Genomic DNA, 13,409 nt, shown 5'->3' on the forward strand with positions numbered 1-13,409 from the left:
CCAGCCGCTATCGGGCGACAAATCGGGAGGCCGTTCATGCGCCTGTTCTCCGGACGCGGAATCGTGCGTGCACTGGCCGCGTGCCTGCTGGCGCTGGGTCTCGTGACCACGGTTCGCGCTGCCGAACCGGTCACGGTCTTCGCCGCGGCCAGCCTGCGGAACGCGATGGACGCGGCGATGGCGGCCTGGCGGGCAGAAGCCGGGCAGCCGGCGATCGCCGCCTATGCCGGCAGTTCCGCCCTCGCCCGTCAGATACAGCAAGGCGCCCCGGCCGACATATTCGTCTCCGCCAATCCAGACTGGATGGACGTGCTGGAACAGGATGGCCTGATCCGCGCCGGAACACGTGTCGATCTGCTGACCAACGCCATCGTCCTGATCGCCCATGGCCGCGAGGCCGGGCCGGTCGACGTGGGACCATCGCTCGATCTCCCCGCACTGCTGGGTGACGGGCGGCTGGCGATGGCGCTGGTCGAGGCGGTCCCCGCAGGCGTCTACGGCCGCGCCGCGCTGGAAAATCTCGGCTTGTGGGACAAGATTGAGGCCCGTGTCGTCCAGGCGCCGAACGTCCGCGCCGCCCTTGCACTGGTCGCCACCGGCGAAGCGCCATACGGCATCGTCTACCGCACCGATGCAGCCGCCAGCGACAACGTCTCGGTCGTCGGAACCTTCGCCGCCGGGACCCACCCGCCCATCGTCTATCCGGCGGCCGTGACGGCGGAGAGCGGCAATCGCCACGCCGCAGCCTTCCTCGCGTTCCTCAAGGGCCCGGCGGCACGCGCGATTTTCGAGCGACACGGTTTCGGCGTGATCAGGTAGAAGGAAGCCATGGACTGGCTTGGACCCGACGCCTGGCAGGCGGTGGCGCTTTCGATCAGGGTCGCCTTCTGGGCGACGCTGGCGAGCCTGCCGCTCGCGGTTGCGACGGCGCTGCTGCTGGCGCGGGGCCGGTTTCCCGGCCGCCAGATATTGAACGTCATCGTCCATCTGCCGCTGGTCATGCCGCCCGTGGTGACGGGCTATCTGCTGTTGCTGACCTTCGGCCGAAGGGGTGCGGTCGGCTCGTTCCTGGCCGAGCACTTCGACATCGTCTTCGCCTTCCGCTGGACCGGCGCAGCCCTGGCCGCCGCCGTCATGGGCTTCCCTCTGATGGTGCGGGCAATCCGCATCGCGGTGGAGGCGGTGGACCCGGGTCTGGAGCAGGCGGCCGGTACGCTGGGCGCCAACCGCTGCTGGGTCTTCCTCACCGTGACCCTGCCCATGATCCTGCCCGGCGTCATCGCCGGCGCGCTGCTCACCTTCGCCAAGGCGATGGGCGAGTTCGGCGCGACCATCACCTTCGTTTCCAGCATCCCCGGCGAGACGCAGACCATAGCCTCAGCCGTCTACACCTTCCTGCAAGTGCCGGGCGGCGAGCCGGCGGCGCTCCGGCTGGTCGTCGTCTCCATCGTCATCTCCATGGGCGCACTGCTGGTCTCCGAGACGCTGGCACAGCGCGCCACGCGGCGGGCGCAAGGCCAATGACCCTCTCGGTCGCGCTCCGCCATCGCTTCCCGGGCTTCGAGCTCGACGTCGCCTTCGAGGCGCCGGCGGGCGTGACGGCCCTGTTCGGGCGCTCCGGCGCCGGCAAGACCACCGTGGTCAACGCCGTCGCCGGCCTGCTCAGACCGCAGGCGGGAAGGGTCGCCGTCAATGGCTGGGAACTGTTCGACACCGAAAGCGGCCTCTGGCTGCCGCCGCACCGGCGCCGTGTCGGCTATGTCTTCCAAGACGGGCGGCTGTTCCCGCATCTCAGCGTGGCGCGGAACCTGCGCTACGGCCGCTGGTTCGCGGGCAGACGCGCAGAAGACGACAGGTTTGACGATATCGTCGACATGCTGGGGATCGAGCCGCTGCTGGCGCGGCGGCCGGGCGCCCTTTCGGGGGGCGAGAAGCAACGGGTGGCGATCGGAAGGGCGCTGCTGGCCGCGCCGCGCCTGCTGCTGATGGACGAGCCCCTGGCCTCCCTCGACGAGGCGCGCAAGGCCGAGATCCTGCCCTATCTGGAACGCCTGCGGGACCGCACCGAGGTTCCCGTTCTCTATGTCAGCCATTCGGTGCCGGAGGTGGCGCGGCTGGCGACGACGGTGGTCACCCTGCGCGACGGCCGGGTCGCCGCCGCCGGGCCAGCCGCCGCCGTCCTTTCGGAACCCGACAGCATCCCCGATCTGGGTGTGCGGGAGGCGGGCGCGATCATCCCCGCGACCGTCGTCGCCCATCACGCCGATGGACTGACCGAGTTCGAGGCGGCCGGCGGGCGGCTGCTGCTGCCGCGCATCGAGGCCGAGCCGGGGCGGCGCATCGCCGTCCGCATCCACGCCCAGGATGTGATCCTGTCTCGGACGCGGCCCGAAGGCCTGTCGGCGCTCAACATCCTCGCCGGCCGCGTCGCCGCGGTCCGCCGGGGCGAAGGTCCCGGGGTGATGGTGCAGCTCGACTGCGGCGGAGAGCGTCTGCTGGCGCGGCTGACGCGGCGTTCGGCCGAGACGCTTGAGCTTGCGCCCGGCGCCCCGTGCTATGCCATCCTGAAATCCGTCGCCGTCGCACGCGGCGACGTCTGGGCGCCCATGTCCGGCTGAGCGTTTATGGGAGAGGTAATCATGGCCGTGATCGAGGAGACCCGCCGCGACGGCGTTCTGGAGTTGCGCCTGAACCGGCCGGAACAGCTCAACGCCTTCAACGACGAGCTCTACAACGCCGCCGCCGGCGCGCTGCGGGCCGCCGCCGGAGACGGTTCGATCGCCTGCGTCCTGCTCACCGGCGCGGGCCGCGCCTTCTCCGCCGGCCAGGACCTGGCCGAACTGGCCGACGACCGCGACCACGAGAGCCGCATGAATGCGGGATTCCGTCCCTTCATATCGACGATCGAGTCCTTTCCGAAACCCCTGATCGCCGCGGTCAACGGCGTCGGCGTCGGCATCGGCCTGACTGTCCTGCCCCATTGCGACATCGTGCTGATGGCGGAAAGCGCGAAGCTGCGCGCGCCCTTCGTCAATCTGGGCGTCACCGCGGAGGCCGCGAGCAGCCTGATGCTGCCGGAGCGGCTGGGCTGGAACCGGGCGGCGGAGCTTCTGTTCACCGGCGGCTGGATGGACGCGCGGGAGGCCGTGGCAAGCGGCCTCGCCCTGCGCGCGCTGCCCGATCACGAACTGATGGACGCGGCGCGCGAACTGGCCGCGCGCATCGCCCGCATGCCCGTCGAGTCCCTGACAGCCACCAAGAAGCTGATGCTTGATGCCCGGATCGAGGCCGTGCGCAATGCGCGCCGGCGCGAGGAGGCCGCGTTCAGCCAGCTGATCGGCGGGCCGGTCAACCTGGAAGCCATCGCCGCCTTCGGCGAGGGCCGGCAGCCGGATTTCGCCGGCCTGCGGAAGCGCTGAAGGCAGCGCGACTCATTGCCGAATGCCCCGCCTGAGCAGGACATGCGAGAATCAACCCATCGATTGAGGAGGCAGCTCGATGAAGCGGAAACTCGGCTTCGCAGCCGCAACGGCAGCTCTGACATTGGCTTGTACAGGTGCCGCAATCGCCCAAGGCTACGGTCATGGCGACTGGGGCTGGGGCCACATGATCTTCGGCGGAATCATGATGGTGCTGTTCTGGGGTGGCGTGATCGCGCTGATCATCCTTCTCGTCCGCTGGCTCGGTTCCAGCCATGGCCAGTCGTTTACCGGCGGAAACGGTCAACGTTCGAGCGCGCGCCATATTCTGGACGAACGCTTCGCCCGCGGCGAGATAGACCGCGAGGAGTACGAGGAACGCCGCCGGGCGCTCGACCAGTAGGCTGAGGCGGACAATTTGGTGGCTGAGTTCCTGAACGGTCTCACCAGCTGGGAACGGATCGCCGTCGCGCTCGCCCTGGCGGTGGCGGCGCACATCTTCGTCCGTGCCGTCCGCATGCTCAGCGCACGCGCCATGACCAGCGGCGTGGCCCGACGTTCCACCAAGACGCGGACCCTGATCAGCCTGATCACCAGCAGCGCGGTCTTCGCCCTCTACTTCACCGCCTTCGGTTTCGTCCTGAACGAAATCGGCGTGCCGCTCTCGACCTACCTGGCCAGCGCCTCGATCATCGGCCTGGCCGTGGCCTTCGGCTCCCAGGGCATGGTCCAGGACGTAGTCAGCGGCGTCACCATCGTCTTCACCGACCTGTTCGACATCGGCGACGTCATCGAGGTCAGCGGCCAGGTGGGCATCGTAGAGCGCTTCGGGATGCGCTTCACGGTGCTGCGCAACCCGATGGGGGCCGAGGTCTTCGTGCCCAACCGCAGCATCCTGAACGTCACCACCTACCCCAGGGGCTATGTCCGCTGCTTCATCGACGTCACCCTGCCCGAAGACACCGAGAAGGGGGAACAACTGGCGCAGGAGGCGTCGCTGCTGTCTGATACGGCGCTCGAGCTCTATCCCGGCATCTTCCGGGCCCAGCCGGAAATCATGGCGCGCCAGACGACACGCACGGGCCGCAGTTTCGTGCGCATCAAGTTCCGCATCTGGCCGGGCCGCGGCGGACCTCTGGAGGGGCCATTCCGCCAGGAACTGCTGCAGATGGCGAAGCGCATAGATCCCGACTACGCCGACTGGATGATCGCCGTGAACTTCGAGGTCGAGAAATACCGGCCGCCGCCGCGGGGCTATCGCGTGCCGGGCGACTGATTTCCTCGGTCGCCCGACGCGGCCGATTGCACTCCGCCCGGCGAACCACCATGTCTCGCGCCGCGTTCACCACAGCGCGCCCGCCGTGCCGCGCCTTCCTCGAATGGTCCCCTTCATGAGCTTCCTCGAACTCGCCGCCGGTCTGGTTCTTCTCGTTCTGGGCGGCGACATGCTCGTCCGCGGCGCCGTCGGCCTCGCCCGCCGGCTCGGCGTCTCGCCCCTGCTCATCGGCCTCACCCTTGTCGGTTTCGGCACCTCCATGCCGGAACTCGTCACCAGCGTGGAGGCCGCCCTGGTCGGCTCGCCCGGTATCGCCGTCGGCAATGTCGTCGGCAGCAATATTGCCAACATCCTGCTGATCCTGGGTCTCGCCGCGCTGATCCGGCCCGTCCAGGCCAGCCTGAACTCGCTGCGCCGCGATGGCGTGGTCATGACCATCGCCGCCATCGCCTGCGCCGCCGTGGTGCTGTACGGGGAAATGAGCCGCCTGGTCGGCGTCGGTCTGATCGCCGGCCTCATCGTCTATCTGATCGTCGCCTATCGCGCCGAGCGCACCGTGCCCGGCCTTGCCGCCGAGGTGGACCTGCCGGCGCCGGCGCCGCTCCGGTCGGAGCGGTTATGGGTAGCCGGGCCGCTCTTCCTGGGCGGTCTGGCGCTGACGGTCTTCGGCGCGAAGATGCTGGTGGCCGCCGCCATCGACCTGGCGCAGCTGGCAGGCGTCTCCGAGGCGACGATCGGGCTCACCGTCGTCGCGGTCGGCACCTCGCTGCCCGAGCTGGTGACCTCCGTCGTCGCGGCCATCCGGCGTCAGGGCGACGTCGCGCTCGGTAACATCCTGGGCAGCAACATCTACAACATCTTCGGCATCCTGGGCGTCACCGCGATCCTGCAACCCATCGCCGTGCCCGAGGTGATCGCGGCGTTCGACATCTGGGCGATGCTCGCCGCGACCGTGGCGATGATGGTCATGGCGGTCACCGGACTCCGGGTGAACCGCTTCGAGGGCGGCGCGCTGCTGGCCGGCTACATGGCCTATATCGGACTGGTCGTGATCCAGACATAGGTCTGCGTCTCCCGCGCGGGCCCTCCCCGTCCTGACCGGTTTGCGGGACCCCCGGCCTGCGCTAGCCTCGCCTCAGGGGAGAAACCGGCTTCAAGGGGAGAAGAAGCATGTCGGCACTGGACCGGATCGATCCGGAATCGCGGGAGGGCCTGAAGGTCCTGCTTGAGGCGATGCCCGGCGGACTGAACGGCATTGCCGAGATCGGCGCACGGCGGCGGAAGCTGAGCGACACGATGCGGGAGATGACCGCCCACATCGAGCCGAACCCGAACGTCTCGATCGAGGACCGCACCATCCCCGGGCCCCAGGGCGCGCCGGACGTCGCGGTGCGCATCTACCGGCCCGTCGGGGCCGGGGGGCCGCTGCCCGCCGTCTGCTACATCCATGGCGGCGGCATGATCATGGGCGACCTCCAGATGGGCGAACTCTCGGCCATCCGCATGTGCGAGGTCAGCCAGGCGGTCTTCGTCTCGGTCGACTACCGGCTGGCGCCGGAGGATCCCTACCCGGCGGCGGTCGAGGACTGTTATGCCGCGCTGAAATGGATGGCGGACAATGCCGAAGAACTCGGCATCCGGCGCGACCGCCTCGCGATCAACGGCGGCAGCGCCGGTGGCGGACTGACCATCGCGACGGCGCTGATGGCCCGCGACCGCGGCGGTCCGGGGCTCTGCTTCATGATGCCATTCTATCCGATGATCGACGACCGCAACGAAACACCGTCCAGCCACGAGATCGTCGACATCGGCGTCTGGGACCGGCCCGGAAATCTGGAAGCCTGGGACTGGTACCTGGGCGGCAAACCGGCCGACGGCTACGCCGCGCCGGCCCGAATGGAGAACCTCGCCGGCCTGCCGCCGACCTACATGGACGTCGGCGACATGGACCTCTTCCGCGACGAGAACATCGCCTTCGCGCAGCGTCTGATTCAGGCGGGCGTCCCCTGCGAGTTCCATCTCTGGCCCGGCGCCTTCCACGCTTCGGAGACCTTTGCGCCCGGGGCGAAGCTCAGCCGCCGGATATGGGCGGCGCGGCTCGACGCGCTGAAGCGCGCGCTGGACGGCTGACGGGACTGTCGCGGCGGCGCGGCTTCGGCTAGACAGCGGAAACTGCGGACCAAGGGGAGCGAGAACGATGTTCATTCAGGGCGCATGGACCGAGGCGGCCTCGGGCAAGACCTTCTCCGTCGTCAATCCGGCGACCGGCGAAACCATCAAGGAAGTGCCGGACGGCGACCGCGAGGCGGCCCGTCGCGCCATCGACGCCGCCCACGGCGCCTTCCGCGACTGGGCCGGAACCACGGCCTATCACCGCGCTGAAGTCCTGCGCCGGGCCTACGACCTGATGATCGAGCGCAAGGAGCACCTGGCGCGGACCATGACCGAAGAGCAGGGCAAGCCGCTCCGCGCCGCGCGCACCGAGGTCCAGTACGGCGCCGACTTCCTGCTCTGGTTCTCCGAGGAGGCCAAGCGGAACTACGGCGAGACCATCCCTTCGCCGCGGGCCGACCAGCGCTTCATCGTGCTGCATCAGCCGGTCGGCGTCGTGGCCGCGATCACGCCGTGGAACTACCCCGTCTCCATGATCACGCGGAAGGTCGGGCCGGCGCTGGCCGCGGGCTGCACGGTGGTGCTGAAGCCGGCGGAGGCGACGCCGCTCTGCGCCATCGAGGTCTTCAAGATCCTGACCGAGGCCGGCGTCCCGGACGGGGTGATCAACCTGGTTACGGCCCTGGATCCGAAACCCATCGGCGAGGAATTCACGACCAATCCCAAGGTGCGCAAGCTGACCTTCACCGGCTCCACCGCGGTCGGCCGCATGCTGGCCGGCCAGGCCGCGGCGAACATGAAGCGCGTCTCCTGCGAACTGGGGGGCCATGCGCCCTTCATCGTCTTCAAGGACGCGGACCCGGTTCATGCCGCCAAGGGCGCGCAGCTGGTGAAGTTCCTCAATACCGGTCAGGCCTGCATCAGCCCCAACAGGCTCTACGTCCACAGCTCCCAGGCCGACGCCTTCACCGAGACGCTGGCGGGTCGCGTGAGCAAGATGAAGGCAGGCTCCGGCTTCGACGAGAGTGTCGCCATCGGCCCGCTGGTCAATGCCGCCGCTGTCGACAAGGTGGCCCGTCAGGTCGACGACGCGAAGGCGAAGGGCGCGGACGTGGTCCTGGGTGGCCACCGTCTGACCGAGGGCGCGCTTGGCGGCGGTTTCTTCTACGCGCCGACGATCCTGCACGGCGTCAACAACCAGATGGAGATCTACCGCGAGGAGACCTTCGGCCCCGTCGCGCCGATCATTCCCTTCGATGACGAGGAGGAGGCGCTGAGCCTCGCCAACGACACCCATTACGGCCTCGCCGCCTATGTCTACACCCGCGATATCGGCCGCGCCTTCCGCATGTTCGAAGGGCTGGACTTCGGCATCATCGGGATCAACGACATCAATCCCAGCGCCGCGGCGGCGCCCTTCGGCGGCATGAAGGACTCGGGCCTGGGCCGCGAGGGCGCGCGCGAAGGCATCGCCGAGTACCTGGAGACGAAGCTGGGCGGTTTCTCGATCTAGTTTTCGGTCGAGCCGGCCGGATGCGGCCGGGTCAGGATGAACAGCGCCACCAGGCCGAGCACAGCGGCCTGGATCGCGATTACCGTGTTCGAAAGCCCGGCCGCCCAGCCTCCGGCGAGCACAACCAGCATGGCGGCGACCGCGATGGCCTTGATCCGGGGCGCGATGCAACCGCCCTCGCGCCAGTGCGCGATCGGCGGGCCCAACCTGGGATGCCCGGTCAGCCAGTGGTGCAGACGCGGGCTGGACCGCGCGAAGGCGAAGGCGGCGAGCAGCAGGAAGGGTGTCGTCGGCACCAGCGGCAGGACGATGCCGGCGATGCCGCCGCCGAGCGAGAAGAACCCCAGTCCGAGATAGAACAGGCGCATCGCCGACCTTCAGATCCGGAAACGGGCGGCCCCGCCAGGGGCCGCGCCACCGTCTGTTTCCATAACTGGTGACTGGCCACGGCATTTGTCCAGCGGAAAATCGCCCGCGGAAACCGGCAGGCACGGGCACCGACTCCGAACTCCACCGTATTTGCGCCCGCGCAAATCGCCCCGCCCCCTTGCGTGAAAGCCTGTTCCGGTGAAGGCGGCAATGCGGCCGCCCGGTAAAGGAGGTTCGAAGCCATGCCGACCCGTTCGCTCACGCGTCTCTGGGTGGCCCTCGCGCTCATACTGGTGGCCTCGTTCAGCACGCTGCTGCTGCTCGGACGGGAAATCCACCGGGAGGCCCCGCCCATCCCCGAAGCCGTTCTCAGCCTAGACGGCGCCACGATATACACCAGGGAAGACATCCAGACCGGCCGGCAGGTCTACCAGTCGATGGGCGGCCAGCAGGTCGGCTCGATCTGGGGCCATGGCGGCTACCTCGCCCCCGACTGGTCGGCCGACTGGCTGCACCGGGAGGCAGTGACGCTGCTCGACATGTGGGCGGCCCGCGAATACGGCAAGGCCGGTTTCGACGCGCTCGACGCCTATCAGCAGGGTGCGCTCAAGGAACGCCTGAAGCAGGAACTCAGGGCCAACACCTACGATCCGGAAACCGCATCGATCTACGTATCCGAGGACCGTGCGGCGGCCATCCGGACTGTCGCGGCGCACTACGTCGACCTGTTCGGCGACGCGGCGGCGCTGGAGGCGCTCAGAGAAGACTACGCCATCCCCAACGGCGCGATTCCGGACCTGGAGCGGCGCCAGAAGCTGGCAGCCTTCTTCCAGTGGGCGGCCTGGGCCACCACGACCGAAAGACCGGACAGCGACGTCACCTATACGGCCAACTGGCCGCACGAGCCGCTGGTCGGGAACGCGCCGTCGACACCGAACATCGTCTGGTCGATCGCCAGCATCATCCTGCTGGTGGCCGGCATCGGCGCACTGTCCTGGTGGCACGCCGCGCGCAAGCACGAGCCGGCGCCCGTACCGCCGACCGAGGATCCGCTCGGACTGCTGAACCCGACGCCCTCGATGCGGGCGACGGCGAAGTATTTCTGGACCGTGATCGCCCTGTTCTGCGGCCAGATCGCGCTCGGCGCGATCACCGCGCACTACGCGGTGGAAGGCCATGATTTCTACGGCTACCCGCTGTCCGAGATCCTGCCTTATGCCGTGACCCGCACCTGGCACACGCAGCTCGCCGTGTTCTGGATCGCCACGGCCTGGCTGGCCACAGGCCTCTACCTGGCGCCTGCGCTGGGCGGACGCGAGCCGCGTTTCCAGAAGCTCGGCGTCGATCTGCTCTACGTGGCGCTGGTGCTGGTCGTCGTCGGATCGATGGCCGGCGAGTGGCTGGGCGTGCAGCAGGTCCTCGACCTCGACACCAACTTCTGGTTCGGCCATCAGGGCTGGGAATATGTCGATCTCGGCCGCTTCTGGCAGATCGGACTGTTCACGGGCCTGATGCTCTGGCTGGCGCTGGTGGGCCGGGCGCTCTGGCCGGCCCTCAGCCACAAGGGCGAAGCGCAGCCGCTGATCGTCATCCTGTTCCTGTCGACGGTCGCGATCGGCCTGTTCTACGGAGCCGGCCTGACCTGGGGCAAGCACACCCACCTGTCGATGATCGAGTACTGGCGCTGGTGGGTGGTGCACCTGTGGGTGGAGGGCTTCTTCGAGGTCTTCGCCACGGCGGCCATCGCCCTGCTGACCGTCAAGCTCGGCCTGGTCCGGGCCCGGACGGCCAACGGCGCGGTGCTGTTCGCCACGGTGATCTTCCTCACCGGCGGCGTGCTCGGCACCCTGCACCATCTCTACTTCTCGGGCACCACCACCGGCGTCATCGCCGTCGGCGCGGTGTTCTCCGCCCTGGAAGTGGTGCCGCTGGCGCTGGTCGGCCACGAGGCCTACGAGAACTGGAAGCTGACGAAATCGGCCCCCTGGGTGGAGACCTACAAGTGGCCGCTCCTGTTCTTCGTCGCGGTCGCCTTCTGGAACCTAGTGGGCGCCGGCCTGTTCGGCTTCCTCATCAACCCGCCGATCTCGCTCTACTACGTACAGGGCCTCAACCTGACGGCGACCCACGCTCACGCCGCCCTGTTCGGGGTCTACGGCCTGCTGGGCATCGGCCTGATGCTGTTCTGCCTGCGCGGGCTGTTCCCGCGCACGGCCTGGAGCGACAGGCCACTGGCGTGGTCCTTCTGGCTGCTCAACGGCGGCCTGGCGATGATGGTGCTGATGAGCCTGTTCCCCGTCGGCATCGTCCAGGCCTGGGCGAGCGTTTCGGAGGGGCTGTGGTACGCCCGTTCGGCGGAGTTCCTGCAGCAGCCGCTGATCCACTTCCTGGTGTGGATGCGGGTGCCGGGCGACATCGTCTTCAGCGCCGGCGCCGGCGTGCTGGCGGTGTTCGCCGCGCGGCTCGCCTTCGCACGGCTGAGACAGCCCCGGCCTGCAGCGCCCGTTGACGCCGCGGTCGAACCCGGCGACTGAGGACAGCGAAAGGCGCCAGCGGCGGTTCGGCCGGGGCCTGCGCCCCGGCCGTTCCGCTTCGCGCAGGAGAGACGAACATGGACGACCTGACCATCGCCCGCGCCATCCACGTTCTCGCTGTCGTTCACTGGATCGGCGGCGTCTTCATGGTGACGGGGGTGATCCTGCCCGCGGTCCGCCGCTTCGCCGAGCCGTCTCGCCGGATGGAACTGTTCGAGGCGGTCGAGGGCCGGTTCTCGGCGCAGGCGAAGATCTCCGTCGCCCTCGCCGGCCTCTCCGGCTTCTGGATGACCTGGCGGCTGGACGCTTGGCATCGCTTCGCCGAGGCGGGCTTCTGGTGGATGCACGCCATGCTCGCCGTCTGGCTGGTCTTCGCGGCCGTCCTGTTCGTGGCGGAGCCGCTGTTCCTGCACGACTGGTTCCGCCGCCGCGCCCGGACCGCGCCGGAGGCGACCATGGCGCTGGTGCAGCGACTTCACTGGGCGCTGCTCACTGTCAGCCTGATCACCACGGCTGCCGCCGTCCTCGGCGCCCACGGCATGATCTGAAGTGGGTCAGCCTTTCAGAAATTCGTGCATGGCCTGACGGCCCGCGTCGGATTCGGAGAACCGCCTTCCCCAGATCATGCCGCCGTCGACCAGGATGTCCTGCGCGTTGATGTAGCTCGACTCGTCGGAGGCCAGATAGACCGCAGCCCATGCGACGTCGTCGACGAGGCCGGCCCTGGGGATCGGCGTTGCCTTCGCCAGCCGGTCCTTGACCTTCTCCGCCGTACCTTCCGACGCGGCGTCATCCATGCCCGCGAACTTGGCGAAGATGTCGGTGGCGATGGGGCCCGGCGAGATCGAGTTTACCCGCACGAAGTCCTCGCCCAGCTCCAGCGCCGCCAGCTTGGTGAAATGCACCACCGCGCCCTTGAACAGGCTGTAGACCATCGAGGAACTGAACCCGGCGCGATAGCCGGCGACCGAGCCGTTGTTGATGATCGAACCCGCCTGCTGCGCCCGCATGATCGGCGCGGCGTACTTGGTGCAGGCGAAGACGCTGCGCAGCAGCACGTTGTAGGCGGCGTCCAGATCGGCCAGGTCGATGTCCTGCACCCGCCCCAGTGCGGCGGGTCCGCCGGCATTGTTGAACAGCACGTCCAGCCTGCCGTGCCGTTCGGCCGCGCCCTCGATCAGCGCCCTGACTTCCGCCTCGTCGGTGACGTCGCAGCGCATGAAACTGGCGCCGTGGCCGATCCGGGCCGCCGCCTGCTCCCCCAGGTCGGCTCGCCGCCCCGACAGCACCACCGTCGCGCCCTCAGCCGCGTAGAGTTCCGCGGTGCGAAGTCCCATGCCGCTGGTCGCGCCGGTCACGACCGCCACCTTGTTCTTCAGCCTGTCTGCCATCCCGATTTCCTCCCCGGTTCCCGTCGATGGACGATCCGACAGTCTGGCCGGTCGCCCGTCGGGAAAAAATCCAAAATTTGTTCTGGCTCAAATCGCCTGCGGATGGCGCCGCTAGGCTGGATTTCGATGGCGGACGGCAAGTCCGCCTCGAGCCATGGGAGACGGCCATGAACGCGATCACGATAATCCAGGACGAACATCGGCGCATGGGGGCGGTCCTGACCTGCCTGGCGCAGCTCTCGCACGAGTTGCTGGACCCGGAGGTGCAGCCCGATCTGGCGCCGTTCGAAGCCATTCTCGCCTATCTCGAGGCCTTTCCCGCGCGCTTCCACCACCCGAAGGAAGAGACCTACCTGTTCAGGGCGCTGGATGCCCGCGCGCCCGACCTGAAGCCGGTTCTCGACACCCTGCGCGACGAGCACGACCAGGGCGAGCGGCGGCTGGTCGATCTGGAGCGCGCGCTGGAGCGGCTCAGGGCGCGGCCCACCAAGGAGGCCGGGAACTTCTGCAAGGCCGTGGACGACTATGTCGCCTTCGAGAAGGCCCACATCCGCCTGGAAGAGACGGAAATCCTGCCCCAGGCGGCCAGCCGGCTGACCGCCGAAGAACTTGCGCTGCTGGAGGAGGCCTTCCTCGGCAACGAGGATCCGCTGTTCAGCGCCGACCGGCAGCAGAAGTACAGGGATCTGTATTCCTATGTCCTGGCCGCCGTACCGCAGCCCCACGGGTTCGCCGACCCCTGGAAGCGCCAACCTGCACCGCTCCGCGCCTGAGAGAGCATCGGAAGGAGAGTGA

General features: G+C 68.5%; 14 protein-coding genes. 12 read left to right on the forward strand and 2 right to left on the reverse strand.

The features are described from left to right. Positions 1 to 36: 36 nt before the first annotated feature. The 9 genes from TEF_15455 to gabD all read left to right on the forward strand — a co-directional run bounded on the left by TEF_15455 (position 37) and on the right by gabD (position 8,320). The gene (locus tag TEF_15455) at positions 37 to 819 is read left to right on the forward strand and encodes a molybdate ABC transporter substrate-binding protein (protein ID ANK82029.1); all 783 of its coding nucleotides are present in this window, start codon (positions 37 to 39) and stop codon (positions 817 to 819) included. 9 nt (positions 820 to 828) lie between these two features. Continuing rightward, complete coding sequence (locus TEF_15460) at positions 829 to 1,524, forward strand: molybdate ABC transporter permease (protein ID ANK82030.1); 696 nt, start codon at positions 829 to 831, stop codon at positions 1,522 to 1,524. Further along, complete coding sequence (locus tag TEF_15465; GenBank protein ID ANK82031.1) at positions 1,521 to 2,618, forward strand: molybdenum ABC transporter ATP-binding protein; 1,098 nt, start codon at positions 1,521 to 1,523, stop codon at positions 2,616 to 2,618. Before TEF_15460 ends, TEF_15465 begins: the two co-directional genes overlap by 4 nt. A 21-nt stretch (positions 2,619 to 2,639) precedes the next feature. Beyond that, positions 2,640 to 3,419 (forward strand): hypothetical protein, encoded by a 780-nt coding sequence (locus TEF_15470; protein ID ANK82032.1) that lies wholly within the window; start codon positions 2,640 to 2,642, stop codon positions 3,417 to 3,419. 187 nt (positions 3,420 to 3,606) lie between these two features. Beyond that, a complete protein-coding gene (locus TEF_15475) occupies positions 3,607 to 3,822 on the forward strand; it encodes a hypothetical protein (protein ANK82033.1) in 216 nt (71 codons plus the stop codon). Positions 3,823 to 3,837: 15 nt separating this feature from the next. Then, complete coding sequence (locus TEF_15480) at positions 3,838 to 4,695, forward strand: hypothetical protein (GenBank protein ANK82034.1); 858 nt, start codon at positions 3,838 to 3,840, stop codon at positions 4,693 to 4,695. Positions 4,696 to 4,810: 115 nt separating this feature from the next. Further along, positions 4,811 to 5,758, forward strand: a complete 948-nt coding sequence (locus TEF_15485) for a sodium:calcium antiporter (protein ANK83532.1) — start codon at positions 4,811 to 4,813, stop codon at positions 5,756 to 5,758. Between the two features lie 107 nt (positions 5,759 to 5,865). Then, positions 5,866 to 6,825, forward strand: coding sequence for a lipase (locus tag TEF_15490; GenBank protein ANK82035.1), 960 nt, complete (start codon positions 5,866 to 5,868; stop codon positions 6,823 to 6,825). 67 nt (positions 6,826 to 6,892) lie between these two features. Further along, the gene (gene gabD, locus TEF_15495; protein ANK82036.1) at positions 6,893 to 8,320 is read left to right on the forward strand and encodes a succinate-semialdehyde dehydrogenase (NADP(+)); all 1,428 of its coding nucleotides are present in this window, start codon (positions 6,893 to 6,895) and stop codon (positions 8,318 to 8,320) included. Here the strand turns inward: gabD and TEF_15500 are convergent. Then, positions 8,317 to 8,688: a hypothetical protein gene (locus TEF_15500; GenBank protein ANK82037.1), complete on the reverse strand. Its 372-nt coding sequence runs from the start codon at positions 8,686 to 8,688 to the stop codon at positions 8,317 to 8,319. The genes gabD and TEF_15500 overlap by 4 nt on opposite strands. A gap of 243 nt (positions 8,689 to 8,931) precedes the next feature. Here TEF_15500 and TEF_15505 point away from each other — a divergent pair, with 243 nt between their 5' ends. Both TEF_15505 and TEF_15510 read left to right on the forward strand, forming a co-directional pair. Continuing rightward, the gene (locus TEF_15505; protein ANK82038.1) at positions 8,932 to 11,223 is read left to right on the forward strand and encodes a nitric oxide reductase large subunit; all 2,292 of its coding nucleotides are present in this window, start codon (positions 8,932 to 8,934) and stop codon (positions 11,221 to 11,223) included. 77 nt (positions 11,224 to 11,300) lie between these two features. Next, a complete protein-coding gene (locus TEF_15510) occupies positions 11,301 to 11,771 on the forward strand; it encodes a hypothetical protein (protein ANK82039.1) in 471 nt (156 codons plus the stop codon). A 6-nt stretch (positions 11,772 to 11,777) separates the two neighbouring features. Here the strand turns inward: TEF_15510 and TEF_15515 are convergent, their stop codons facing one another. After that, entirely contained in the window at positions 11,778 to 12,614 is an 837-nt protein-coding gene (locus tag TEF_15515) for a 2,5-dichloro-2,5-cyclohexadiene-1,4-diol dehydrogenase (GenBank protein ID ANK82040.1), read from the reverse strand. A 167-nt stretch (positions 12,615 to 12,781) separates the two neighbouring features. On the opposite strand from TEF_15515, the gene TEF_15520 reads away from it, so the two are divergent. Continuing rightward, positions 12,782 to 13,387: a hypothetical protein gene (locus tag TEF_15520; protein ANK82041.1), complete on the forward strand. Its 606-nt coding sequence runs from the start codon at positions 12,782 to 12,784 to the stop codon at positions 13,385 to 13,387. Positions 13,388 to 13,409: the final 22 nt, after the last annotated feature.

This window comes from Rhizobiales bacterium NRL2, assembly GCA_001664005.1.
In the GTDB taxonomy this organism is placed as follows: Bacteria; Pseudomonadota; Alphaproteobacteria; order Minwuiales; family Minwuiaceae; genus Minwuia.